The organism is Cupriavidus sp. BIC8F (genome assembly GCF_032465815.1).
In the GTDB taxonomy this organism is placed as follows: domain Bacteria; phylum Pseudomonadota; class Gammaproteobacteria; order Burkholderiales; family Burkholderiaceae; genus Cupriavidus; species Cupriavidus necator.
The window spans coordinates 2,023,732-2,047,342 of sequence record NZ_CP136094.1; the positions used below are offsets into that span (position 1 = coordinate 2,023,732).

21 protein-coding genes are annotated in these 23,611 nt (G+C 64.7%); 9 read left to right on the top strand and 12 right to left on the bottom strand.

Features of this window, described 5'->3' with window-relative positions; genetic code table 11:
- Positions 1 to 55 precede the first annotated feature (55 nt).
- The 3 genes from RS901_RS09510 to RS901_RS09520 are packed head-to-tail and all read right to left on the bottom strand — an operon-like array spanning position 56 to position 2,393.
- Entirely contained in the window at positions 56 to 535 is a 480-nt protein-coding gene (locus RS901_RS09510; RefSeq protein ID WP_316153443.1) for a GNAT family N-acetyltransferase, read from the bottom strand.
- Between the two features lie 59 nt (positions 536 to 594).
- Positions 595 to 1,926 carry a GAF domain-containing protein gene (locus RS901_RS09515; RefSeq protein WP_316153186.1) on the bottom strand — a complete coding sequence of 444 codons (1,332 nt, stop codon included), beginning with the start codon at positions 1,924 to 1,926 and terminating at the stop codon, positions 595 to 597.
- On the bottom strand, positions 1,923 to 2,393 hold the full coding sequence (locus tag RS901_RS09520; protein ID WP_316153188.1) for a pyridoxamine 5'-phosphate oxidase family protein: 471 nt from the start codon (positions 2,391 to 2,393) through the stop codon (positions 1,923 to 1,925). Before RS901_RS09520 ends, RS901_RS09515 begins: the two co-directional genes overlap by 4 nt.
- Positions 2,394 to 2,512: 119 nt before the next feature.
- Between RS901_RS09520 and RS901_RS09525 the strand changes: the two genes are divergently transcribed.
- Positions 2,513 to 4,036, top strand: a complete 1,524-nt coding sequence (locus tag RS901_RS09525; RefSeq protein ID WP_316153190.1) for a flavin-containing monooxygenase — start codon at positions 2,513 to 2,515, stop codon at positions 4,034 to 4,036.
- A 368-nt stretch (positions 4,037 to 4,404) separates the two neighbouring features.
- Here RS901_RS09525 and RS901_RS09530 read toward each other — a convergent pair whose 3' ends face one another.
- Together RS901_RS09530 and RS901_RS09535 are read right to left on the bottom strand one after the other, a co-directional pair.
- A complete protein-coding gene (locus tag RS901_RS09530) occupies positions 4,405 to 4,755 on the bottom strand; it encodes a tripartite tricarboxylate transporter substrate-binding protein (protein ID WP_316153445.1) in 351 nt (116 codons plus the stop codon).
- A complete protein-coding gene (locus RS901_RS09535) occupies positions 4,644 to 5,198 on the bottom strand; it encodes a cupin (RefSeq protein ID WP_316153192.1) in 555 nt (184 codons plus the stop codon). Before RS901_RS09535 ends, RS901_RS09530 begins: the two co-directional genes overlap by 112 nt.
- A 439-nt stretch (positions 5,199 to 5,637) precedes the next feature.
- Here RS901_RS09535 and fdxA point away from each other — a divergent pair, with 439 nt between their 5' ends.
- Positions 5,638 to 5,967, top strand: a complete 330-nt coding sequence (gene fdxA / locus RS901_RS09540) for a ferredoxin FdxA (RefSeq protein ID WP_316153193.1) — start codon at positions 5,638 to 5,640, stop codon at positions 5,965 to 5,967.
- Here fdxA and RS901_RS09545 read toward each other — a convergent pair.
- Complete coding sequence (locus tag RS901_RS09545) at positions 5,964 to 7,064, bottom strand: substrate-binding domain-containing protein (protein WP_316153195.1); 1,101 nt, start codon at positions 7,062 to 7,064, stop codon at positions 5,964 to 5,966. The genes fdxA and RS901_RS09545 overlap by 4 nt on opposite strands.
- A gap of 150 nt (positions 7,065 to 7,214) precedes the next feature.
- Here RS901_RS09545 and RS901_RS09550 point away from each other — a divergent pair, with 150 nt between their 5' ends.
- Genes RS901_RS09550 through RS901_RS09570 form a run of 5 tightly spaced genes read left to right on the top strand, consistent with a single transcriptional unit; the run spans position 7,215 to position 13,319 of the window.
- The gene (locus RS901_RS09550; RefSeq protein ID WP_316153197.1) at positions 7,215 to 7,742 is read left to right on the top strand and encodes a formate dehydrogenase subunit gamma; all 528 of its coding nucleotides are present in this window, start codon (positions 7,215 to 7,217) and stop codon (positions 7,740 to 7,742) included.
- Positions 7,739 to 9,301 carry a formate dehydrogenase beta subunit gene (locus RS901_RS09555; protein WP_316153199.1) on the top strand — a complete coding sequence of 521 codons (1,563 nt, stop codon included), beginning with the start codon at positions 7,739 to 7,741 and terminating at the stop codon, positions 9,299 to 9,301. Before RS901_RS09550 ends, RS901_RS09555 begins: the two co-directional genes overlap by 4 nt.
- A gap of 35 nt (positions 9,302 to 9,336) precedes the next feature.
- Positions 9,337 to 12,216 (top strand): formate dehydrogenase subunit alpha, encoded by a 2,880-nt coding sequence (fdhF, locus tag RS901_RS09560; protein WP_316153200.1) that lies wholly within the window; start codon positions 9,337 to 9,339, stop codon positions 12,214 to 12,216.
- Positions 12,217 to 12,231: 15 nt separating this feature from the next.
- Entirely contained in the window at positions 12,232 to 13,098 is an 867-nt protein-coding gene (gene fdhD / locus RS901_RS09565; protein ID WP_316153202.1) for a formate dehydrogenase accessory sulfurtransferase FdhD, read from the top strand.
- Complete coding sequence (locus tag RS901_RS09570) at positions 13,095 to 13,319, top strand: formate dehydrogenase subunit delta (protein ID WP_010811246.1); 225 nt, start codon at positions 13,095 to 13,097, stop codon at positions 13,317 to 13,319. Before fdhD ends, RS901_RS09570 begins: the two co-directional genes overlap by 4 nt.
- An 18-nt stretch (positions 13,320 to 13,337) precedes the next feature.
- On the opposite strand, the gene tssA is transcribed toward RS901_RS09570, so the two are convergent.
- Positions 13,338 to 14,384, bottom strand: a complete 1,047-nt coding sequence (gene tssA / locus RS901_RS09575) for a type VI secretion system protein TssA (protein ID WP_316153205.1) — start codon at positions 14,382 to 14,384, stop codon at positions 13,338 to 13,340.
- Between the two features lie 89 nt (positions 14,385 to 14,473).
- On the opposite strand from tssA, the gene RS901_RS09580 reads away from it, so the two are divergent.
- Complete coding sequence (locus RS901_RS09580) at positions 14,474 to 15,523, top strand: transposase (protein WP_316153446.1); 1,050 nt, start codon at positions 14,474 to 14,476, stop codon at positions 15,521 to 15,523.
- 19 nt (positions 15,524 to 15,542) lie between these two features.
- Here RS901_RS09580 and tssG read toward each other — a convergent pair whose 3' ends face one another.
- Genes tssG through RS901_RS09605 form a run of 5 tightly spaced genes read right to left on the bottom strand, consistent with a single transcriptional unit; the run spans position 15,543 to position 20,413 of the window.
- Positions 15,543 to 16,583 (bottom strand): type VI secretion system baseplate subunit TssG, encoded by a 1,041-nt coding sequence (gene tssG / locus RS901_RS09585; protein WP_316153207.1) that lies wholly within the window; start codon positions 16,581 to 16,583, stop codon positions 15,543 to 15,545.
- A 2-nt stretch (positions 16,584 to 16,585) separates the two neighbouring features.
- Positions 16,586 to 18,466 carry a type VI secretion system baseplate subunit TssF gene (gene tssF, locus RS901_RS09590; RefSeq protein WP_316153209.1) on the bottom strand — a complete coding sequence of 627 codons (1,881 nt, stop codon included), beginning with the start codon at positions 18,464 to 18,466 and terminating at the stop codon, positions 16,586 to 16,588.
- Between the two features lie 4 nt (positions 18,467 to 18,470).
- Positions 18,471 to 18,992 (bottom strand): type VI secretion system baseplate subunit TssE, encoded by a 522-nt coding sequence (tssE, locus tag RS901_RS09595; RefSeq protein WP_227312681.1) that lies wholly within the window; start codon positions 18,990 to 18,992, stop codon positions 18,471 to 18,473.
- Positions 18,985 to 19,821 (bottom strand): type VI secretion system accessory protein TagJ, encoded by an 837-nt coding sequence (locus tag RS901_RS09600; protein WP_316153212.1) that lies wholly within the window; start codon positions 19,819 to 19,821, stop codon positions 18,985 to 18,987. Before RS901_RS09600 ends, tssE begins: the two co-directional genes overlap by 8 nt.
- Complete coding sequence (locus RS901_RS09605) at positions 19,811 to 20,413, bottom strand: TagK domain-containing protein (protein WP_316153213.1); 603 nt, start codon at positions 20,411 to 20,413, stop codon at positions 19,811 to 19,813. Before RS901_RS09605 ends, RS901_RS09600 begins: the two co-directional genes overlap by 11 nt.
- A 454-nt stretch (positions 20,414 to 20,867) precedes the next feature.
- Between RS901_RS09605 and tssH the strand changes: the two genes are divergently transcribed.
- A complete protein-coding gene (tssH, locus tag RS901_RS09610; protein WP_316153215.1) occupies positions 20,868 to 23,582 on the top strand; it encodes a type VI secretion system ATPase TssH in 2,715 nt (904 codons plus the stop codon).
- Positions 23,583 to 23,611: the final 29 nt, after the last annotated feature.

A 23,611-nucleotide genomic window follows, 5' to 3' on the forward strand; every position in this document is an offset into this window, starting at 1 on the left:
ACCATGCGGCGCATGAATGCTTGCACCGCAATCCCTGATCTCCATCAGCCGCGGTTCAAAGCTGCTTGCGGTACACCACGAATCCGGACTTCTCAGCGACGGTGTCGTAAAGGCGCATGGCGGTGGTGTTCGTTTCGTGGGTCTGCCAGTACACCCTTGCCACGCCCAGTGCTTTGGCACGTGCATAGACCTGATCTATGAGTCGACGCGCGACGCCTTTTCCCCTTGCTTCCTCGGCAGTGAAGAGGTCCTGCAAATAGCAGTTCGGATTGAGTTGAATGGTGCTTCGATGCAGCAGAAAATGCGCCAGCCCGATCAATTCGCCCGCTTGCTCTGCAACTAACGCGTACATCGGCTCGTAGGCGTCGAAAAAGCGTGACCAGGTCGCGAGCGTGATTTCCGCCGGCAAGGCAGTGGCGCCGTGCCGACCGTAGAATGCGTTATAGCCGTCCCAGAGGACTTTCCACGCAGGGAAGTCGTCCGGCTCGACGGCACGGACCTCCACCGGTTCAGCGGCTGGATCGATCGCTTGCATCATTTTCCTTTTCGGGAGTTCGACTGACTTGGCCCAATGCAGCGCAGTGATTTGCGTCGTTACCCGCTGGTCGAAAGCACCGGTACGCCAGCGATGACCAGCCTGACCTGGCCGCGGCCCGCATGGATCAGCCTGACCGGCAGATTTCGTTCATCCAGGCGCCGCCGCAGCAGCAGAAGGCGCGTTTCGAGATTGTCCTTGATTTCCGGCAGCCTCAGCGAGTCCGCCAGGCGGATCTCCCGATTGGTGAACTCGCTCCTGCCTTCTTCGATATAGGCGCGCAGCATGAAGGAGAGAAGGCGTCCCGCGACACCCTTGATGGCATAGGCATTGTCGATGAACACGCTGTCGTCGAAGCGGTGATGGCTCACCTGGATGACCCGGCCACGCGGCAGTTCCGGCGCCCGGCAGGGCATCGCCGGCTGGCCATCGGGCGCAAGCGCTTCGCAAAGCGCCAGCGCGGTGGCGCACTGGTGCGCGATCATTTCCATTGGCGTTTCGTGCGCCGCACTGAATGCAAGCCGCTGGCGGCTTTCCATGAACAGTACGCCACGCAAGGTCCCTTGCGCCATCAGCGGAACCGCCATCTGACTCATCGCATCCGGCAGGGTGGGCAGCGCGATGGACCTGGTGCGGTTTTCATCGGCAGGGCTGGTGCCTTCTATGGCAGCGCCCAGCCGGCGGACCCGGCTCATGTCATTGATCCTGACGGGGTGCTCGCTGACGGCAGCAATGCCGATCAGGCCGTCGTCAAAGGCAATTTCCGCACCAGCGCCGGAGCGCTCGTAGCCCCTGCTGACCACCGTGGTCAGCAGGCGGCGCGTATTGTCGCCAAGCAAGACGATCGCCTGGCTGAAGCCCAGGGCCTCGCACGCGTCGAGCGCTGCGCATAGCACCCCTTCGGTATCGTGCTGCGCGCTGATCGCCTTCATTGCGCGACCGAGGGCGGCGAGGTCAGGCGCCGGCGACGGAGGGCCTGTACGGGCAGGCTCGACCGTGGATGTCACGGCGGCAATCGCGTTGACCCGGAAGATATCGATCGCCTTGAGGCGCATGATCCCGGTCATGCCTACCTGTGCGCTGCTGGCTCGCAACTGGTTCGACACGCGCTCGAACAGCGGGCCCTCATCTCGCGACGAGACCCAGGTGAGGTCGAGCGTGAACTGTCCGCCGTGGCGCGCACTGACCAGGAGCAGGGAAGCCTGGGGATTGGCGCGGATATTGGCGGCCGTCTTGGCAAAGAACTGGTTGGAGATCGCCACGTGCGTATCGTCCACCAGTACGACATGCGAGAGGTAGGAGATATTGGGCGTGCCGTCGGCCGCGGTCGTGGCGATGATCGAGGGGATCACGCCCTCGAGGCAGTCATCGAGATCGCAGAGCTGGATCATGCGACGTCCGTCCCGGCAGCAGTGCCGGCCCTAGGGCCGGGCGTCTGGACATAGGCCTCCCTGACGAAGACACGCGCAACCGTCAGTTCCCGTTCGGACATCCATGGCATAACCAGTTCGGCCGGGAGGCCGAGACCGCCGAACAGTCCAATCATCTCGGCCTGATAGCGGCGCGAGAGTTCCAGGTCTGGCTGTGTCGCGGCGCGGAGCTGGGCAGTGCCTTTCAATTGGAAGGACACATAATCCGTGGGCCGCGAAAAAGTGACCGCGGCCTGACCATTGGCGGACAGGTTGGAAGTCGTTCCGGGCCATTGCCAGGCGGACAAGACCAGTTCGACGTTTTCCTCATCGACGACACGCGCACCCACGGCCCGGCCGATCGACGGCCGATTCACCGTGTCTCGCGTGCCGACGATGATCATCACCGGGCTCGCGATAAAGCGCCTGATCTCCTCTGACAGCCGCATGGTGTGCCTTTTTCGTTATTTTTTAGGAAACCCGAGCCCCTGCTTAGGAACCATTTAGCGACATCGCTTCCAGGCGCGGATTATAACTTCCGGACTTGCCACAAAAGGGGAGCTCCGGCATGCACCATCCGAATGAGAAGACTGTCGCCATCATCGGCGCCGGGCCAGCGGGCCTGGTCTCGGCCCGCTGGCTCGCGCAACATGGTTTTGATCCGATGGTGTTTGAGGCAAGCGAGAGACTGGGCGGTCAATGGAACCCGGCTGCCGAGGCGAGCGCGACCTGGGCCGGGATGCGCACCAACACCAGCCGCGTCATGTCGGCCTTTTCCGATCTCGATCACGAATCGGACGTGGCGACTTATCCCCGACAGGATCAGATGCTGGCCTACCTGGAGCGCTATGCCGACAGGTTCGGTCTGGTGCGACGCATCCGGTTTGGAAAACGTATCGAGCTTCTTGAGGCCGCGCCGGATGGCCGCTGGCGTATCCGTTCCCGGAGCGCGCAAGGCATGGTGGAGGAGACGTTCAGCCACATCATCGTGGCCACGGGAGCCCAGGCCCGTCCGCTTGTACCGGAGATACCCGGGGTGGAAAGCTTTACCGGTGCGCTTGGCATCGCGCATACGTCGCAATATGAAGGGCCTGAGCGCTACCGGAATCATGCCGTGGTGGTGGCCGGCTGCTCGATCAGTGCGTTGGAAATTGCCTCCGATCTGGCCTATGGCGGAGCCCGTGTCACGTCGGCCTACCGTCGTCAGCGCTATATCGTTCCCAAGCTGATAGCGGGTGTGCCCGCCGAACACGTCTTGTTCAACCGCGCCGCGGCGCTGGCACTGGAAGCATTACCGCCCGAGGCGCTTGCTGAGGGGCTCAAGGCAGCGGTGCTGAAGGCGGGCGGCAGTCCGGACCAGTTTGGTGCGCCCGTGCCGGCCGGAAATATCTTCGCGGCCGGGGTGTCGCAGTCACAGGGTTTTCTCCCGGCAGTGGCCGAAGGCCGCATCATCGTCCGTCCCTGGATCGAGCGTATCGACGGCAGTACTGTGCTGTTCAGCGACGGTAGCCACGCGAGACCCGATGCCATCCTCTTTGGTACCGGCTACGGCCTGTCATTGCCATGGCTGGATCCGGCCATCGCGAGGACCCTGAACTTCGACGGCACGAGTCTCGATTTATACGCGCACACTTTCCATCCGGACCTCAAGGGCCTGGCATTTGTCGGACTCTGCAATCTCGTGGGCCCATACCTGCCGGTGATGGAACTGCAGGCCCGCTGGATCGCCTACGTACTGGCTGGCAATGTCGCCATGCCATCGCGGGCCCGGATGGAGCAAGGTCTCGAAGCCAGTCGCGCAATGCGCGAACGTGGCCAGCAGCCGGTGTTGCACGAACTCGCGGTCTCCCTTGCTCGTCATGCGGGGGTGGAACCGGACCTGGAGCGCTGGCCTCACCTGGAGCGCGCGCTACTGTTCGGCCCGCTGTCGCCCGTCTCATTCCGGTTGCAAGGCACCGACCATCTGGACGATGCACCAGTGCGGACGCGAGCCGCAGCCGAGGCATTCGGGGCGATACGATCCTCGACGTTCACACCCGAAGAAATGCACCTCCGACGCCTGCTTGAGGAACACGCATCGGTCTTGCCCTGAAGCTTGCACTGGGTTGCGCTGGAGTCAGCCGGGTGGAGCAGTATCCGTCGGAAAACCATCCTCGCACGTCATCCACGATGGAAGGTCGATGGCGTGAAATTGGCTTCGCTCCGATCGGGAGCGAAGTCAGGATTCCTTCGCCAGCTGCGAGATCCGCTTCCAGCGCGCATCCTCCTTCGGCAGCTCGGCAAGAAACTGGCGGCGATCCGCGGTGTCGACGCGCGAGCGCACTTTCTGCGGAAGCAGATGTCATGATGGTCGGCTCCTGATGATTGAAAGGGTCGATGTTGCGTGATGAGGAGAGGGGCATTGGCGCCCGGTCTCAGTCGCTCTGGATACGCGAGTTCCGTGGGCTGGCTCGCCACGACCTAGAATCCGAGACTGCCCGCCTGCTGCCGCACTTCGCTGCCCTGCAGGATGCGACGGAACTCGGCGTGCAGGCGCCGGACGACAGCTTCGGGCGCGCCTGCCGGAGTAAACAACGCCTGTATGGTGTCGGAACGATAGCCCGGAAAGCCGGATTCGGCCACGGTCGGAATCTGCGGCAGCCCGGGCCGGCGCCGAAGGCTACCGACCGCAAGCACCCTGAGCGCCCCGGCGGCCGTCTTCAGTCTGCGGCGCGGTGCTCTGCCTTGTCCGCTTCCGTTTCCTTGATGTAGCCGTCCTCGCCGTAGACGAGACCGGTGGCCTCGGCTGCCTTCACTACGTCCGGGTGCCAGGCGATGCGGCCGCACTCCTCGTCGGTGCCGCCGACCACCGAGTACACGACCAGGGCGTGGTCGTTAGGGTTGCGGAAGCCTCTCATCACGCCGATCGGGCAGGAGATCACATCCCACTGGTTCAGCATCAGCGAGTACTGGCCCTTCTCGCCCCAGATGACTTCCATCTGGCCATTCAACGGGCAGAACACTTCCTCGGTCTTGTGCGCGTGCAGGCTGGCGCCTTGCCCGACCGGGATTTCGATGAAGGTCACGCCGAAGCGGTGGTTGCCCGGAATCGCCGGCTCGACGCCTTTGTTCTCGAGCACGCCGCGGTTCATGATCTTGTAGATGTTCTTCTTCATGCCGGGCAGGCGGCTTTCGATGAAGGTCTCTCCGTAAGGTTTGACCTTGCCCCAGCGCGCGATGCGGGTGGCTTCCATTTCCTGAGGAGTGGGATCCATGCTGATTCCTTGGTGCAATGAAGTTGGGGGAACGGAAGGGCGATTGCCTTCTGTCCGTGCCACTTTAAGAAGCGCTCAGCGATTAATCCATTACCATTTTTCTCGCGACCCGATAACAATTCGGTATCGAGAACTTGCGAGACTTCGGTACTTTGTCGTGAGGGTATCCGGCTGGCCGATGTCCTCGGCGAGGCGGGCGATTCCGGTGGCGAAATGCCGATGATCTTCCGCCAGGGACTCTGGGTGGCCCTTGCGGGCGCCGCGCTGGTCGTCGCTGGATGGCTGACGTCGATGGTGCGTGCCCTCATTGTTGGTCGTGGGGGTAGGCTTTAGCGTGCCTTCAGCGGATTTGAAGGAGTCGCACAATGGGGGGCGCCCCGCGCCCACGGGCGGGACGCTACGATGACGCGGTCATCACCCGCCGTACCGCAACTGCCCCATGACCTTTGTCGTGACGGATGCCTGCATCCAGTGCCGCCATACCGATTGCGTCGAAGTCTGCCCGATGTCGTGCTTCCACGAAGGGCCCAACTTCCTCGCCATCGACCCCGACCAGTGCATCGATTGCTCGATGTGCGTGCCGCTGTGCCCGGTTGGCGCGATCTACTCGGAGCATGACCTGCCCGAGGACCAGCGCCACTTCATTGCCCTCAATGCCGAACTGTCGCAGCGCGCGAACTGGCTGCCGTTGCTCAAGGCCAAGGGGCCAATCCCCGGCCACGAGCAGTGGGCCGGCCATCCTGACCGCTTGTCGTTGCTCAAGCGCTAGCGCTGGGGCGTGGCGCCGTAGTCCGGGAAGGCTTCCTTCAGGGTGAGCACGGTGCCGGTCAGCGTGCCGTCGTAGCCTGGCAGTGCATTGACGCGCTGGCGGAAGGCTTCGCTGGTGAGCGCGTCCACCGCGCCGGCCAGTGCCGTGCTGCGCAGCTTGGCACGCTCGATCGCAAAGAAGTAGCGCTCCTTGATCACTGGCACGAACGCCAGCCCGAAGCGCCGCGCCGCGGTTTCCACGCCAAAGCCCACGTCCGCCATGCCGCTGCCGATATACGCGGCCACCGCGGCGTGGGTGAATTCACCATTGCTGTAGCCCTCGATGCGGGCCGTGTCGATGCCGCGCGCGGCCAGCATCAGGTCCAGCAGCAGGCGCGTGCCCGAGCCCACCTGGCGGTTGACGAAGCGCACCTCGCGCCGGGTCAGGTCTTCCAGCGTGTGGATGCCAAGCGGGTTGCCCGGCCGCACGAACAGCCCCTGGCTGCGCACCGCCAGGTGCACCAGGCAGTGGGTGTCCGGTTTGAGCCAGGTGGTGAAATGCCGCCACATGCCGTGCTCGAACTCGCCCACCGGCACATGGAAGCCGGCGATATCGCAGGCGCCTTCGGCCAGGGCCGCCACGGCCTCGACGCTGCCGCAGTACTTCAGGTCGTGCCGCACCTGCTGCTCGTCGAGGAAGTCGCGCAGCGCCGCCACCGCGAAGCCGTGGCTGGCATGCAGCCGCGCCGTGGCTTCGGGCTGGTCCATCAGCTTCTTCAACTCGATCTCCAGCTCGGACGCCAGGCTGTCCAGCGTCGGCGACAGCCGCGCGCCGATCCGCTTGCTGGCCCACACCAGCTGCTGCGCCAGCGGCGTCAGCGCGCTGCCGCGCCCGCGGGTCTTGTCGATCAGCGGGCCGCCGAACAGCGCTTCGGCATCGCGCAGGATGCCCCAGGCGTAGCGGTAGGACAGCGATACCGCCTGTGCCGAGTGGCTGATGCTGCCGGATTCCTCGATATGACCGAGCAGCGCCACCAGCCGGGACACGTCCAGGGCCTCGCCGCCGGGGCTGGCGTCGTCCCGGATCTGCAGGTGCGGGTGGATCGAGATGCGGATCATATGTAGAAAATAGCTTATTGAAGGGGCGCTGTCACTCTCATATAGTCCTTCCAACGGGAAAAACGGCGACGCCACAGCCCGTAAATAGGAAAAAAATAGCATATAAGAGGCCGCGCTGCACGCTCCGTGCGACGCCTCACAGGAGACGCTATGCCAGAAATTGCCCCCCACGCAGCGGCATCCGCCGATGCCACGCGCATCGCTGCCATCGTGGCGGCACGCCAGGACATCCCGGGCGCCTTGCTGCCGATCCTGCATGAGATCCAGGACGCACAGGGCTATATTCCCGACGCCGCCGTGCCCGTGATTGCCCGCGCGCTGAACTTGTCGCGCGCCGAGGTGCATGGCGTGATCACCTTCTACCACCACTTCCGCCAGCAGCCGGCCGGCCGCCATGTGGTGCAGGTCTGCCGCGCCGAAGCCTGCCAGTCGGTCGGTGCCGAGGCGCTGGCCGAGCATGCGCAGCGCGCACTTGGCTGTGGCTTCCATGAAACCACTGCGGACGGGCAGGTGACGCTGGAGCCGGTCTATTGCCTGGGCCAGTGCGCCTGCGGCCCGGCGGTGATGGTAGGCGAGCAACTGCACGGCTATGTCGACGCGAAGCGCTTCGACGCGCTGGTGCGCGCGCTGCGCGAGTCTTCGAAAGAAACCCCGGAAGCGGCGGAGGCACAGGCATGATCACGGTCACCACCATCTTCGTGCCGCGCGACTCCACCGCGCTGGCGCTGGGCGCCGACGACGTGGCGCGCGCCATTGCGCGCGAAGCCGCCGCGCGCAATGAGCACGTGCGCATTGTCCGCAACGGCTCGCGCGGCATGTTCTGGCTGGAGCCGCTGGTCGAGGTGCAGACCGGAGCCGGCCGCGTGGCCTATGGCCCGGTCAGCGCCGCGGACGTGCCGGAATTGTTCGACGCTGGCCTGCTGCAAGGCGGCGAGCACGCGCTGTCGCACGGCCCGACCGAAGCGATCCCTTTCCTGAAGCAGCAGGAGCGCCTGACCTTCGCCCGCGTCGGCATCACCGATCCGCTATCGCTGGACGACTACCGCGCGCATGAGGGCTTCGCCGGCCTGGAGCGCGCGCTGGCGATGCAGCCCGCCGAGATCGTGCAGGAGGTCACCGACTCCGGCCTGCGCGGCCGCGGCGGCGCGGCATTCCCGACCGGCATCAAGTGGAAGACCGTGCTGGGCGCGCAGTCCGCGGTCAAGTACATCGTCTGCAATGCCGACGAAGGCGACTCGGGCACGTTCTCCGACCGCATGGTGATGGAAGACGACCCGTTCATGCTGATCGAAGGCATGACCATTGCCGCCCTGGCGGTGGGTGCTGAGCAGGGCTACATCTACTGCCGTTCCGAATATCCGCACGCGATTGCCGTGCTGGAAAGCGCGATCGGCATCGCCAACGCCGCCGGCTGGCTCGGCGACGACATCCGCGGCAGCGGCAAGCGCTTTCACCTGGAAGTGCGCAAGGGCGCCGGCGCCTATGTCTGCGGCGAGGAAACCGCGCTGCTGGAAAGCCTGGAAGGACGGCGCGGCGTGGTGCGCGCCAAGCCGCCGCTGCCGGCGCTGCAGGGGCTGTTCGGCAAGCCCACGGTGATCAACAACGTGATCTCGCTGGCCACCGTGCCGGTGATCCTGGCGCGCGGCGCGCAGTACTACCGCGACTACGGCATGGGCCGCTCGCGCGGCACGCTGCCGTTCCAGCTGGCCGGCAACATCAAGCGCGGTGGACTGGTGGAGAAAGCATTCGGCGTCACGCTGCGCGAGCTGCTGGTCGACTACGGCGGCGGCACGCGCAGCGGCCGCGCCATCCGCGCGGTGCAGGTGGGCGGGCCGCTGGGCGCCTACCTGCCCGAGTCGCGCTTCGACATCCCGCTGGACTATGAAGCCTATGCCGCGTTCGGCGGCGTGGTCGGCCACGGCGGCATCGTGGTGTTCGATGAAACCGTCGACATGGCGAAGCAGGCCCGCTACGCGATGGAGTTCTGCGCGATCGAATCGTGTGGCAAGTGCACCCCGTGCCGGATCGGCTCGACCCGCGGGGTCGAAGTGATGGACCGCATCATCGCCGGCGAGCAACCCGTCAAGCATGTCGCACTGGTGCGAGACCTGTGCGACACCATGCTCAACGGCTCGCTGTGCGCAATGGGCGGCATGACGCCGTACCCGGTGCTGTCCGCGCTGAATGAATTCCCCGAGGACTTCGGCCTCGCCTCCAACCCAGCCAAGGCCGCCTGAGCCAGGTCCAGCAGAGACACGGGAGACAAACCGCCATGAACGCCCGCAACGAGATCGATTTCGGCACGCCCGCCAGCCCATCCACCGAACTGGTCACCCTGGAGGTCGATGGCGTCAGTGTCACCGTGCCTGCCGGCACCTCAGTGATGCGCGCCGCGATGGAAGCGCAGATCGCCGTCCCCAAGCTGTGCGCCACCGACAGCCTCGAAGCCTTTGGCTCGTGCCGGCTGTGCCTGGTCGAGATCGAAGGGCGCCGCGGCTATCCGGCATCGTGCACCACGCCGGTCGAAGCCGGCATGAAGGTCAAGACCCAGAGCGACAAGCTGGCCGACCTGCGCCGCGGCGTGATGGAGCTGTATATCTCCGACCACCCGCTCGATTGCCTGACCTGCCCGACCAACGGCAATTGCGAACTGCAGGACATGGCCGGCGTGGTCGGCCTGCGCGAAGTGCGCTACAACGACGGCGGCCCGGAAGCCGCGCCGATCGCAACGCACACGCAGATGAAGAAGGACGAATCCAATCCTTACTTCACCTACGACCCCTCCAAGTGCATCGTCTGCAACCGCTGCGTGCGCGCCTGCGAGGAAACGCAGGGCACCTTCGCCCTGACCATCAGCGGCCGCGGGTTCGATTCGCGCGTGTCGCCCGGCACCAGCCAGTCGTTCATGGAATCGGACTGCGTCTCGTGCGGCGCCTGCGTGCAGGCGTGCCCGACCGCGACGCTGACCGAGACCTCGGTGATCAAGTTCGGCCAGCCCTCGCACAGCACCGTGACCACCTGTGCCTATTGCGGCGTGGGCTGTTCGTTCAAGGCCGAGATGAAGGGCAATGAAGTGGTGCGCATGGTGCCGTACAAGGACGGCAAGGCCAACGAAGGCCACGCCTGCGTCAAGGGACGCTTTGCCTGGGGCTACGCCACGCACAAGGACCGCATCCTCAAGCCGATGATCCGCGCCAAGATCACCGATCCGTGGCGCGAGGTGTCGTGGGAAGAGGCAATCGACTACGCCGCATCGGAGTTCAAGCGCATCCAGTCAAGGCATGGCAAGGACTCCATCGGCGGCATCGTGTCGTCGCGCTGCACCAACGAAGAGGGCTACCTGGTGCAGAAGCTGGTGCGCGCCGCCTTCGGCAACAACAACGTCGACACCTGCGCGCGCGTGTGCCATTCGCCGACCGGCTATGGCCTGAAGCAGACCCTGGGCGAATCGGCTGGCACGCAGACCTTCAAGTCGGTGGAGAAGGCCGACGTGATCATGGTGATCGGCGCCAATCCGACCGACGGCCACCCGGTGTTTGCCTCGCGCATGAAGAAGCGCCTGCGCGCCGGCGCCAGGCTGATCGTGGTCGATCCGCGCCGCATCGACCTGGTGGATTCGCCGCATATCCGTGCCGACTATCACCTGCAACTGCGCCCGGGCACCAACGTGGCGCTGGTGACCTCGCTGGCCCACGTCATCGTCACCGAAGGCCTGCTCAATGAAGCCTTCATCGCCGAGCGCTGCGAGGACCGCGCCTTCCAGCAATGGCGCGATTTCGTCTCGTTGACGGAGAACTCGCCCGAGGCCATGGAAAGCGTCACCGGCATTCCGGCGGAACAACTGCGCGGCGCCGCACGCCTGTACGCTACCGGCGGCAACGCCGCGATCTACTACGGCCTGGGCGTGACCGAGCATGCGCAAGGCTCCACCACTGTGATGGGCATTGCCAACCTGGCCATGGCCACCGGCAATATCGGCCGTGAAGGCGTGGGCGTGAACCCGCTGCGCGGGCAGAACAATGTGCAGGGCTCGTGCGACATCGGTTCGTTCCCGCATGAGCTGCCGGGCTACCGCCACGTGTCGGACTCGACCACGCGCGGCCTGTTCGAAGCCGCGTGGAATGTCGAGATCAGCCCCGAGCCGGGCCTGCGCATCCCCAATATGTTTGAAGCCGCGCTGGCCGGCAGCTTCAAGGGCCTGTACTGCCAGGGCGAGGACATCGTCCAGTCCGACCCGAACACGCAGCACGTGTCCGAAGCGCTGTCGTCGATGGAATGCATCGTGGTGCAGGACATCTTTCTCAACGAGACCGCCAAGTACGCGCACGTGTTCCTGCCGGGCTCGTCCTTCCTGGAAAAGGATGGCACCTTCACCAATGCCGAGCGCCGCATCTCGCGCGTGCGCAAGGTGATGCCGCCCAAGGCGCGTTATGCCGACTGGGAGGCGACCATCCTGCTGGCCAATGCGCTCGGCTATCCGATGGAGTACAAGCATCCGTCGGAGATCATGGATGAGATCGCGCGCCTGACGCCGACCTTCGCGGGCGTCAGCTACAAGCGCCTGGACCAGCTGGGCAGCATCCAGTGGCCTTGCAACGCCGACGCGCCGGAAGGCACGCCGACCATGCATATCGACGCCTTCGTGCGCGGCAAGGGCAAGTTCATCATCACCAAGTACGTGCCCACTACCGAGAAGATCACGCGCGCCTTCCCGCTGATCCTGACCACCGGCCGCATCCTGTCGCAGTACAACGTCGGCGCGCAGACGCGCCGCACTGACAACGTCTACTGGCATGCCGAGGACCGGCTGGAGATCCATCCGCACGATGCCGAGGAGCGGGGTATCAAGGACGGCGACTGGGTCGGCGTGCAGAGCCGGGCAGGGGATACCGTGCTGCGCGCGATTGTCAGCGAGCGCATGCAGCCGGGCGTGGTCTACACCACCTTCCACTTCCCGGAATCCGGCGCCAACGTGATCACCACCGACAACTCCGACTGGGCCACCAACTGCCCCGAGTACAAGGTGACCGCGGTGCAGGTGCTGCCGGTGGCGCAGCCGTCGGCGTGGCAGCGGGAGTACCAGGAGTTCAACACCCAGCAGCTGCAACTGCTGGAAGCCGCCAGCGCCGACCCGGCGCAGGCCGCGGGCTGAGCGGAGGGCCGCACCATGATGCGCTGCATGCAGTCGCCGGAGATGCATCCGGCCGCGGCCGGAGACGCCGAGCCGGCCACCCACAGCACCTTCGCCGTCAGCCGCTGGCGCCGCGGTGAGCTGATGCTGAGCCCCGATGAAGTGGCCGAGGAAGTGCCGGTCGCGCTGGTGTACAACGGCATCTCGCACGCGGTGATGCTGGCAACGCCGGCTGACCTGGAAGACTTTGCGCTCGGGTTCAGCCTGAGCGAAGGTATCGTTACCCGCGCCAGCGATGTCTATGACATCGAGATCGATACGCGCGAGCACGGCATCGCCGTGCAGCTGGAGATCGCCTCCGAAGCCTTCATGCGGCTCAAGGACCGCCGCCGCTCGCTGGCCGGGCGCACCGGCTGCGGGCTGTGCGGCACCGAATCGCTGGAACAGGTGATGCGCCTGCCGGCACCGGTGCGCAGCGATGCCAGCTTCCACACCGACGTGATCCAGGCCGCCTTCGTGCAACTGCAACTGCGACAGGCGCTGCAGCAACACACGGGTGCGACGCACGCTGCCGCATGGCTGCGTGCCGATGGCCATGTATCACTGGTGCGCGAAGACGTGGGCCGCCATAACGCGCTGGACAAGCTGGCGGGCGCGCTTGCCGGCAGCGGCGAGGACATCTCCAGCGGCGCGGTGCTGGTGACCAGCCGCGCCAGCTATGAAATGGTGCTGAAGACCGCCGCCATCGGCGCCGGCGTGCTCGCCGCAGTATCCGCACCGACGGCGCTGGCCGTGCGGCTTGCCGAACAAGCCAACATCACCCTGGCCGGCTTCGTGCGCGCCGGCGCGCACGTGGTCTATGCCCATCCCCAACGTCTGCAGCACGAAGTGAGCCTGGCATGAAGATCGACAACCTCATCACCATGGCCAACCAGATCGGCAGCTTCTTCGAGGCCATGCCGGATCGGGAAGAGGCCGTCTCGGATATTGCGGGGCACATCAAGCGGTTTTGGGAGCCGCGGATGCGCAAGGCGCTGCTGGGGCATGTGGATGCCGAGGCAGGGAGCGGGCTGCTGGACATCGTGCGCGAAGCGCTGGGGCGGCATCGGGCGATGCTGGAGTAGCCTGCAGGCCGGTCCCCGCTAAGTGTCCTGCGCCCAACGCTCCACCAGATCCGCAGGGATCGCCTGGAACACTTCATCGAAGCGCTTGCCGGTCAGCCGCTCGGCTTGCCTGAGCAGCAGTGCCACGGGGCTGCTGGGTTCGTGGAACTCGAACCATTGACGCGCGGTGCGGATGCCGGCCAGGGCGGCATCGCGATCCCGCGGTTTGCAGGCGCCTGAGTGCACGGCGGTTGCGGCAGGGGAAAGACCGCCGGCAGCATCGCCGCATGAAGGAGCAGCGACTGGCGCGGCCGTTGATGCAGCGACCGGCGGTGCCGGGGCGGTCGCGACAGTGCTCGTCATCATGCCAAGCAGCTTGAGCAGAGGGATCAAGTCGGGGCTGTCCTGCCGGAGGTTGGTTTTGGCCCAACCGTCAATGGCCGCTGCTTGGGCTGCGGCCTCTTCGAGTGCCGTGAGGGTGGGGCTGTTCCGCTGGCGCAGATCCTGCATTTGCTGCCGCACCGATTCCGGCGCCAGGGCCTCCGCGGGCCGCGGCACGCCGAGCGACCGCTCGACATCCCGGATCTGCAGCCGGAGCGTCGCGTTGCCAGTGATCGTCAATTCCCGCACGTCCCGCATCAGCCCCTCCGGGTCGGTCAGCGCGGCCAGCGCATTGGCGCGCATCGCGGGATCGGCCTCGCCATCGACGCATAACTGCGGATGGATGGCATCCGGCCATTTTGCCAGCAGGTGCGCCATGGCCGCGAGTCCGTCGCGCAGGCCGCTTGCCTGGCCCAGCCGGGTACGGCAGCGCAGCAACAGCGCCAGGATGCGGATGTCGCGCGTGCGCAGCAGCAGGTGCCGGCAGTCGCGCTCCAGATCCGCCCAGTTGATGGCCTCGGGCTCGCTGACGAAGTTGCCATACTGCGCGTCGGGTTTCGGCGCCGCCTTGGCCAGCAGCACGACGAACTCAGGGTCGTACTCCAGGTCGTCACCGCATGGCCTGTCGGGTGCGACAGGTTCCAGCAGCTCTGGGAAGGGAAAGTCAGGTCTTGGCGCCGGTACGGCCTTGGCTTTGGCATTCATCAGACTTGCTCCGCGAAACCTCGCCCTTCAGGGCGGGGAGTGAAAGGAGTGCTGCCGGCAGCAAGCAATCCCAATTTAGAATGACCGGCATGCTTCTGGTCTATCGCTACCGGGTGAAGTCGCTGAACGGCCTGCTCAATCAGCAGAGCCGCGCGGCGAACTACGTCTGGAACTTCTGCAATGACACGCAGAAGCACGCGCTCAAATGGGGCAAGAAGTGGCCCACGGGCTTTGATCTGAACGTGTTGACCACCGGCAGCAGCAAGGAACTCCGTATCCATTCCGGCACCATCAACGCGGTTTGCGAGCGGTACGCCAAGTCGCGCAGCCAGCACCGCCGGCCGTACCTGCGCTATCGCGGCCGCAAGTTCCTCGGCTGGGTGCCACTCAAGGGCCGGGATCTCAAGCGCTCTGGCGACGCACTCCGCTTTGCTGGCAGCACGTTTCGCGTGTTCAACTGCAGGCCCCTTCCCGAGGGCAAGATCAAGGACGGCACGAATTTCTCCCGCGACGCGCGAGGCAACTGGTTCCTGAACATCGTGATTGAAGTTGCCGACACCCAGGCCCGGTTCCCGGCACGCGGCGTCGGCATTGATCTTGGCTTGAAGGATCTGGCCACGCTCTCCAACGGCGAGAAGATCGGGAATCCGCGTCACCTTGGCCAACTCGAGCAAGCCCTTGCCAAGGCGCAGCGGGCGCGCAAGAAGCGACGGGCCACGAACCTCCACGCCCGCGTCAAAAATGCACGGCGTGACTTCCTGCACAAGCTCTCGCATCGCATCGTGCGGGACTTCGACTACATCGCGGTGGGTAATGTGAATGCCGCCGGCCTCGCCAGGACCAGCATGGCGAAGTCCGTCATCGATGCGGGCTGGTCGTCCTTCCGCACAATGCTCGCGTACAAGGCGATTGCGCATGGCGTGTGGTACGAGGAAGTCGACGAACGTTTCACCACCCAGGTTTGCTCTTCGTGCGACGCGATGCCGCCGGAGAGGCCGAAAGGTATCGCAGATCTTGGAATAAGGCAGTGGGTATGCAGTGAATGCGGTGCTGTACATGATCGCGATGTGAACGCTGCGCTAAATATCCTTGCCCGATCGGGACATCGATCGCCTGCAGAGGGAATCCCCTCTCTTTAGGGAGGGGAGGATGTCAAGGTCAGTGTGTTGCATAGTGTTCGGGCTCGAACACCATGCCGGTGATTGCGCGGCTGTGATCCGGTTCGCCCAGCCATGTAGACCAGCCCAGGCGTTCTTGCGAGCCCAAAATGGCAGGTGGCGCCGAGTCAGGGATCACCTGCAGCTCGGCTTCCCAGACGAACTCGAAACCGACGAACGCGCGCACCCATTCAATGAGCGTCGGAAGATCCCTGCCGTTCGGCGTGAAGTTCAAGTATTGCTGCAACCCGAGCGGACCAATCACCAGGCGGAACTTGTGTTGGCGGTCCGGCACCATTTCGCCAAGCATGGCGCCTTGCCCGATGATGCCTGGGGCACCCGGGTGTCCCAGCCGGCTGTGCTCGGCCGGATTGACGGCGATCCAGTGCAATACGTATTCTTCAAGCCTGACGGGCACACCAAAGAAGTGTGAAAGCGTGGCCGCGATGCCGTCGGGATTGCGTGCTTCGCGCACCTGGTGTGCGCTCGCAGCGAGCCGGGCGTGCGGCGGCAGCGTGCTGTGCGCGATTTCGTCGGCTTCATTGCCCGCCAGCCAGCCGACATAGCGGGAGAACACCTCTTCGTCGCGCCGATCGAGGCCCGCGGTGGCTTGCGCGCTTGCCCACGCGCGGTAGAACTGCGTGAAGGCGCGATGGTGGAAAAGATCCAGGAAGTCGGCGGTGGTGTTGTCCCGGTGTGCCTCGCTACGCTCGCGTACAACTTCCGTCAGGTGAATTGGCAGCGCCCCGTTTGGCCCCAGCATGCCCAAACCGAACAATTGCACCTTGAGCCGGCCGGACAGCGGCTGCACCTGCGCGATCTCGCGGGGCGCGAAGGTGAGCGCGGCCTGCTGGCCAGCCCGGAAAGGCTCGTCGCGTGGCCGGCTCGCCTGCCCGATCGGGGGCAAATCAGGATGCCGGGCGGACAGATGCCGCAGGAGCCCCAGAAAGCTCAGCTTCCACGACGCCTGGCCGGCATAGTTTCCCAGCGCGGGCGTTGCCGCCGGCGAGGGCGGCACATTGTCGTCATTGCCTTTGAACATGGCTACACGGCGCTGCGGCCGCCCATGCGCACGGGCCAACGATGCACCAGGCCGCGTTGCATGGAGTGCAGTTCGGTTTGCGTAAAGACATTGACCGAGACGTGGCGCGCCAGGAAATGCTCCAGCACTACGCCGAACAGGTATGGGCTGATGCCGGAGAAGCCGCCTTCGTCCACCGTGAGCTGGCACTGGATGCCGCGGCCGTAGATCAAGGGCCCGTTGCCTGGCAGCCGGCGCATGACTGGCTTCACGTTAGCGCCGATCAGGCTCTGAATCTGCCCCTGGTGCGCGAGGTCGTCGTTCGCTACGAAAAGCCGCAGCATGTCACGCAGGCCCTGGCCGCCTGAGCGATGCTCCAGGTCAGTCAGCGACAAGTAGTTGAAGCCCAGCAGCCGTATCAGGCGCCACGCCATTTCACCGTCCGCATAGGGCGGCCGAGGTGCCGACGGCGCGCGGATCAGGCCGATCCCGTCCACGGGGATGGAAGCTGCCGGGGTCAGGTCGTGCCGGCCATTGCGCGGTACCAGATTGGGCAAATCGCGATTTGTGACCAACGATTCCACTGACAGGTAGCGCAAGGCGTCCGGGTAGGGAGCTTCGTTCTGATCCACCAGCGACACGAACAGCTCGGTGCCGATATATGCCGTGCGCGTGCCGTACTTGCGAGCCTGCTCAGAGATCAGCCGACGCTCGCGCCGCAGGGAAAAGTAGCGGCCGTGGTTGCCTTCATCACCATTCAGGGTGGTAAAGAGCGGCTGGAAGTCGATGCCTGCGCTGTGCTGGGACCTCTGTGCGGAGAGCTGCTTGACGGTGTGGATTTCGTAGTCAAGCGGATGCTGCCGGTCGGCGACAAGATGAAACTCGGCGCGGCCCGGCGTGACCTCGATGCGATCGGTGCGCTTTGGAAACAGATTGACCACCGGTGTGCAAAACAACGCGAACTGTTCGCGGTCGACCTTGCTGGTCAGATCCCGGGGCGGCTTTGACAGCAGCACAACGATCTCGGCTTCCTTGCCGCGGATCCGGCTCAGGCCCTGAGCGAGCTTGTTGAGGCCGAAGAAATAGAAGCGTTGCGGGCAAGCGAAGTACTCATGCAACAGGTTGTGCCCGTGGAAGCTGTTCCACTGCAAAGGCAGCGCGCCTTCGCCCGGTCCCATTCCTAGGTAACTGACAGCATCCTGCGCCACTGCGCAGGGGCGCTCGCTCATGGCCCCGGGCTGTCCGATCAGCGTCGCCACACCGGCGCTGTGCAACAGCTCGAATAGTTGTGAGGCGATCAGGTCATCGCCGCGCAGATAGACCGGCAGGTGGTCCAGGCCGGGCAGTTGGTCGAAGGTGGCGTCTCGCGTACAGCGCAGGCGCAACCGCAGGGCACCCTGGACTGTCACATGGGCGGGCACATAGCGCTCCGGTCCCCTGACATCGGGCGGAATGCCGGTGAGCCGCGCTTCGGTGATCTCAACCGGCCACAGTATCAATGGCTGCGTGGTCCTGAACTGGCAGGCCGTCTTCTCTCCGGGTGCCGTCGCCGCGTTGACCTCCGTGCCGCGCGGAACCTCCACTCCATGCGCAAAATCGCCCTCGCTCTGGCTAGGACGGAACTGCGCGACCGCAATCGATGGCGTCGGCGCCACATAGTTGGGGTAGATCACCTCCAGCAGCCGCTGCGTGAAGCGTGGGAACTCTGCATCCAGCTTGATCTCGGTACGCGCTGACAGGAAGCAGAACGCCTCGATCAGGCGCTCCACGTAGGGGTCGGCCACCTCGATGCCCTGCATGCCCAGCCGTTTCGCGACCTTCGGGTGCTGTTTGGCGAATTCCCTGGCCAGTTCGCGCATATAGACGAGCTCGCGATTGTAGTAGTCGAGCAGTTGCGGATCCATGATGTCAGCTGGCGTGAATCGATTGGACACTCATCCGACTGGTTTCCAGGTCGAGCGAGCTTTGGGCAGTGAACGCCATCGGATACGGATTCATATGGATCAGGCCTTTGATCTCGAACACCAGGGTGTTGTAGCGTTGTGGCGCGTCTTCTTTCAGAAGCGGCTTCACTTCCAGCGAGCCGGGGATGAGCCGGGGTTCGAAGTCCAGGATCGCACGCCTGACGATGGTGACGATATCGTTCCACTTGTGTTCGGCCAGATAACTGCCGGCGACCGGAGACACGCCGTAGTTGATGGTCGATGCGGCAGCAGCGGGATAGCGCTTGCGATCGATTTCATCCTCGCGATTGGTGGTGTTGAGCAGATAGGTGAGATCGCGCTGGATGATCTCGCGCATCTGGGCCCGCGTGACGGTGTATTCGTCCGCGCTTTCCGTCTGGCGCTGGGGCGCGTCGTCGCGCAGCCGGTCCAGCAACGTCGGCAGCAGTTGCGAATTCGGACGGCGCGGCGGGCGGTGTTCAGCCATGCTCCGCGTCCAAGGTGAGCGTTGTCACATCCAGCATGGCGACATCACCCGCGTCTGTCATCCAGGTCTTCTGGCCGATACCGATGACACCTGTCTCGCCCGCTTCAGCCCAGCTGGTTTCGCGAGCCAGCCGAATGCCGTCGCTGCCTTGCTCGGAGCCTGGGTAGCGCACCGGCAGGAAGCCACGGCTGACCACCCCGTCGGCGAGTGTCACCGTGGCCGGGCGCCATAACAGATCCAGCAACCCGGACGCCTTGCCCAACTCGACCTTTTGCATCTGCGCAAAGGGCAGCCAGGCGTAGCGCCCCGCGGTCACGATCTCGCAGGTCGGTCCCAGCCGTGTGTCAGTGTCGGTGATCCAGGCAAAGCGCACGCCGTCATGCGCGCCGGCTGAGGCTGGCACCTGGGACAGGGCCAGGTGCCGGCTGATGTCCGCGGCTGAGCAATCGCCGGCCTTGTTCTCCGCCAGAGCCGTGTGGAGCTTTGCCACCCACGCCGGGGCCGGCAGCAGGGAGCCGGGGGTGCGCTGGCCAGCGAATACCTCGCCACGGAACACCTCCGCACGGATCAGATCGCGGTACACATGCGCGGTTTGCGCGAAGTCGGGCGCAAGCTGCGTGGCGACCTGCACTTGCTTGAGGGCCCTGGGCCAGTCACCAACCACGCAGAGCCACTGGAATAGCTGCCAACGGAAAGCGAAAGAGCCAGGATGCTCGCGGACCTGCGCCTCCGTCTCGGCCAGCACGCCTTTGACCGAGCCGCTTCGGCGAAGGATTGATGACAGCCCCGTGTCGGGTGCCTGACGAGGGGTGCGCGATTTAAGCGTCATGATCAGGATCAGGCGTCAGCGCCGGCGCGGGACGGTAGGCGCTGTCCATCGAGACCAGGTGGTGTTCGCGACGGGTAAGCGGGGCCGTGACATCGCGGCGCCGCGTGGGCGCAATGTCGCCAGCGAACAGCCACAGCACGTCCGGCGCAGCCGGGGTTGAAAAGAGTTCGTGCCCTTCCAGGGATTCTTGGGAGCCGATCAGGGAATCAATATGGCCAGCCGTGTCCAGCATGTCCATCAAGCTATCGGCATGGTTCGCTTCGCGCGCGAGAGTTTGCAGCGGCTTTGGGCCGCCCTCCGCCGGAATCGGAGCCGTCGACGCTGCATTGAAGCTGGCATGTGCACTGACGTAGTTCGGATCCCGTAGCGCCGCCTCGGCCTCGCGTTTGAGCCAATCGAGCACGTCGGCCGGCTCAGGGGCGGCCGCCTCCGTTGTCCCCGCGCCACGGGCTGGCTTCACCAGCGAGAACGGATCGGCAGCGTCTGGCTGCGTCCCGCCGAGCGCATCCCAAGGCCAGGGCGCATTGCTGTGGCCACCGAGTCCGGCGTGGACGGCGTGGATTTCTGCGGTGCGGTTCTGCCAGTCGCTCATAGCCCAGCCCCCTGAGGTTATTGGTTTTCGAAAGCGTCTGATGATAATCGCAAATCCCGGCGCAACGAAATTCTAAATCGAATGGAATTTTCCTATTAAATATCGAGAAAATCAGAATTAAAAATTGATCATAAAAATTTAAGGATGATCCTATGGACATTGGATGAAAAGGATATGTGTCTCGAGTGAATTGTCAAAAATTGTAATATTCCATGGAAGCGTGGTGTTGGGTCATTGTCGGCGCGAAGAAATCGTGATAATCGCGCGATTGAGTGAATAAAGTACGTAAAATCAATGAGTTAGATGAATTTGAGGTGCCGGTGCGCAAGAGGCCTTGTCGCGGATGAGACGTTTGCTAGCGTATTGTTTTGGTCATATCCTAAAAAGCCAATGACAAAATCTCTGTGTAACGGCATTCCTCTCATCCAAGGGGGGCGAACGGCAAAGGCATCGAATGGATATTTCGCGTCAGGCATTATTTGGCCGACTCAATCTCACGCTATTCAAGGCAATCGAAAGTGCGACGGCCTTTTGCAAGCTCCGCGGCAACCCGTACGTGGAGCTTGTGCATTGGCTCCACCAACTGCTGCAAGCCCCGGATGGCGACCTGCAGCGGATGCTGCGCCATGCCGGCGCCGACCTGTCCGTGCTGGAAGCCGACCTGACCCGCGCGCTGGCCGCGTTGCCTGCCGGGGCCACCTCGATTAGTGACTTTTCGTTCCAGCTTGAGTCGGCGATCGAGCGGGCCTGGGTCTATGCGACGCTTGCTTTTTCCGATGACCGCGTGCGCGGCGCCTACCTGCTCGCTGCGCTGCTCAAGACGCCGGAGTTGCGCCGTACGGTGCTGGGCATCTCAAGCCAGTTCGCGAAGCTGCGGCCCGACGACGTGGTGGAAATGGCACCGGCGCTGATCGCGCAATCGCCTGAGAGCCGTGAAGCGGCCTATGACGGCAGTGGCCTGGCACCCGCCACACCGGGTGAAGCCAGTGGCGCGATGGCTCCTGCCAGTGCCGGCAAGCCCGCCCTGGGCAGGTATTGCCGCGACCTGACCGAGGAGGCACGCGCGGGCCGGCTGGATCCGGTGATCGGCCGCGAGCATGAGATCCGCACCATGACGGACATTCTGCTGCGCCGCCGTCAGAACAATCCGCTTCTGACCGGAGAGGCGGGTGTCGGCAAGACCGCCGTCGTCGAGGGGCTGGCACAGGCCATTGCCGCGGGTGAGGTGCCGCCTAGCCTGAAGGACGTCAGGCTGCTGAGCCTCGACGTGGGTGCGCTGCTGGCGGGCGCCAGCATGAAGGGCGAGTTCGAGGCGCGGTTGAAGGGCGTGCTTGAGGAAGCTGCCAAATCCCCGACGCCCGTGATCCTGTTCGTCGATGAAGTCCACACGCTGGTTGGCGCCGGTGGCCAGGCCGGCACTGGCGATGCCGCGAACCTGCTCAAACCGGCGCTGGCGCGTGGGGCACTGCGCACGATCGGCGCCACCACCTGGAGCGAATACAAGCGCCACATCGAGAAGGATCCGGCGCTTGCGCGCCGCTTCCAGGTCCTGCAGGTCATGGAACCGGATGAAGCCAGGGCGGTCGCCATGGTGCGGGGTCTGGTCCGGACGTTCGAGGCGCATCACCAGGTGCTGATCCGCGACGAGGCGGTGCGCGCCGCCGTCAGGCTATCGCATCGCTTTATACCGTCGCGGCAGTTGCCCGACAAGGCGATCAGCCTGCTCGACACCGCTTGTGCACGCGTAGCCCTGTCATTGCATGCACCCCCGGCAGAAGTCGAACATCTGCGCCACGAACTCGCCGCGGCCGACGCCGAGTGCACGCTATTGGCCCGGGAAGCCGGCTTTGGCCGGCCGGACGCTGCGCGGATTGAGCTCGCACGGGTTCGGCGCGAGCAGGTCGAAGCCGACCTGGTTTTGGCCGAAGCGCGCTGGGACCGGGTGCGCGTTCTGGCGACCGACCTCGTCGCCCGCCGACACGCGCTGGTGCAGTCCGCGTCGGATGAATCGACGGTCACCGCCCCGGCGCGGCGATCCCTGGCTGAGCTCGAGGGCCGTCTTCATGCCGCGCAAGTGGATGCGCCGCTTGTGTACACGGAAGTGGATGAAGCCGTGGTCGCTGCAACCGTCGCCGACTGGACCGGTATCCCGGTTGGGCGCATGGTCGCGGACGAGGTGGCAACCGTGATGCAGTTGCCGCAGACACTTGGCGAACGCGTGATCGGGCAAGGCCATGCGCTGATCCAGCTCGGGGAGCGCGTCACGACCGCCCGCGCACAACTGACTGACCCCAACAAACCGGTCGGGGTCTTCCTGCTGGCAGGTCCGTCGGGTGTTGGCAAGACCGAGACTGCGCTGGCGTTGGCCGACGCCCTGTACGGTGGCGAGCAAAACCTCATCACCATCAACCTCTCGGAGTTCCAGGAGCCGCACACCGTCTCGACCCTCAAGGGCGCGCCGCCGGGTTATGTCGGCTACGGCGAAGGGGGCGTACTGACCGAAGCGGTGCGCCGCCGGCCCTACAGCGTGGTGTTGCTCGACGAGGTCGAGAAGGCCCATGCGGATGTCCACGAAGTCTTCTACCAGGTCTTCGACAAGGGCTACATGGAGGATGGCGAGGGGCGCCATATCGACTTCAGGAACACCATCCTGCTGCTCACCAGCAATGCCGGATCCGATCTGCTGGCGAATCTCTGTGAAGACGCGGCGCTGATGCCGGAGCCCGCTGCGCTGCGCGATGCGCTGATGCCCGAGCTGCGCAAGGTGTTCACGGCGGCGTTCCTTGGGCGGCTGGTAGTCGTGCCCTATCTGCCGCTGGCGGCCGACAACCTTGGCCGCATCGTGCGGCTGCACCTCGATCGCGTGGTGGCGCGCATGCAGCATCAGCACGGCATTGTGCTGACGTACGACGACCCGGTGGTCGAGTTCATCGTGGCGCGCTGTCCGGTCGGCGAGACCGGAGCCCGGCAGCTGATCGGCTTTATTGAACAGGTGGTCCAGCCTCAACTGGCACGCCTGTGGCTGTTGGCCCTGTCTGAGAAGCGCCAGCTCGCGGTGATCGGGATGCGCGTCGCCGACAACGCGCCTGCCGGGCTCGCCTACCACACCGAATACCGCGCTGGCCACGATGCCGTTGTGCCGGAGTGTCCCGAGGCCGGCTCGGCTTGACGCCGGCCGGCATGTCCATGTAACCCGCT

Coding starts and splice junctions, on each gene's coding strand:
- RS901_RS09510 (WP_316153443.1), bottom strand. CDS start 535: ATGCAAGCGATCGATCCAGCCGCTGAACCGGTGGAGGTCCGTGCCGTC.
- RS901_RS09515 (WP_316153186.1), bottom strand. CDS start 1,926: ATGATCCAGCTCTGCGATCTCGATGACTGCCTCGAGGGCGTGATCCCC.
- RS901_RS09520 (WP_316153188.1), bottom strand. CDS start 2,393: ATGCGGCTGTCAGAGGAGATCAGGCGCTTTATCGCGAGCCCGGTGATG.
- RS901_RS09525 (WP_316153190.1), top strand. CDS start 2,513: ATGCACCATCCGAATGAGAAGACTGTCGCCATCATCGGCGCCGGGCCA.
- RS901_RS09535 (WP_316153192.1), bottom strand. CDS start 5,198: ATGGATCCCACTCCTCAGGAAATGGAAGCCACCCGCATCGCGCGCTGG.
- fdxA (WP_316153193.1), top strand. CDS start 5,638: ATGACCTTTGTCGTGACGGATGCCTGCATCCAGTGCCGCCATACCGAT.
- RS901_RS09545 (WP_316153195.1), bottom strand. CDS start 7,064: ATGATCCGCATCTCGATCCACCCGCACCTGCAGATCCGGGACGACGCC.
- RS901_RS09550 (WP_316153197.1), top strand. CDS start 7,215: ATGCCAGAAATTGCCCCCCACGCAGCGGCATCCGCCGATGCCACGCGC.
- RS901_RS09555 (WP_316153199.1), top strand. CDS start 7,739: ATGATCACGGTCACCACCATCTTCGTGCCGCGCGACTCCACCGCGCTG.
- fdhF (WP_316153200.1), top strand. CDS start 9,337: ATGAACGCCCGCAACGAGATCGATTTCGGCACGCCCGCCAGCCCATCC.
- fdhD (WP_316153202.1), top strand. CDS start 12,232: ATGATGCGCTGCATGCAGTCGCCGGAGATGCATCCGGCCGCGGCCGGA.
- RS901_RS09570 (WP_010811246.1), top strand. CDS start 13,095: ATGAAGATCGACAACCTCATCACCATGGCCAACCAGATCGGCAGCTTC.
- tssA (WP_316153205.1), bottom strand. CDS start 14,384: ATGAATGCCAAAGCCAAGGCCGTACCGGCGCCAAGACCTGACTTTCCC.
- RS901_RS09580 (WP_316153446.1), top strand. CDS start 14,474: ATGCTTCTGGTCTATCGCTACCGGGTGAAGTCGCTGAACGGCCTGCTC.
- tssG (WP_316153207.1), bottom strand. CDS start 16,583: ATGTTCAAAGGCAATGACGACAATGTGCCGCCCTCGCCGGCGGCAACG.
- tssF (WP_316153209.1), bottom strand. CDS start 18,466: ATGGATCCGCAACTGCTCGACTACTACAATCGCGAGCTCGTCTATATG.
- tssE (WP_227312681.1), bottom strand. CDS start 18,992: ATGGCTGAACACCGCCCGCCGCGCCGTCCGAATTCGCAACTGCTGCCG.
- RS901_RS09600 (WP_316153212.1), bottom strand. CDS start 19,821: ATGACGCTTAAATCGCGCACCCCTCGTCAGGCACCCGACACGGGGCTG.
- RS901_RS09605 (WP_316153213.1), bottom strand. CDS start 20,413: ATGAGCGACTGGCAGAACCGCACCGCAGAAATCCACGCCGTCCACGCC.
- tssH (WP_316153215.1), top strand. CDS start 20,868: ATGGATATTTCGCGTCAGGCATTATTTGGCCGACTCAATCTCACGCTA.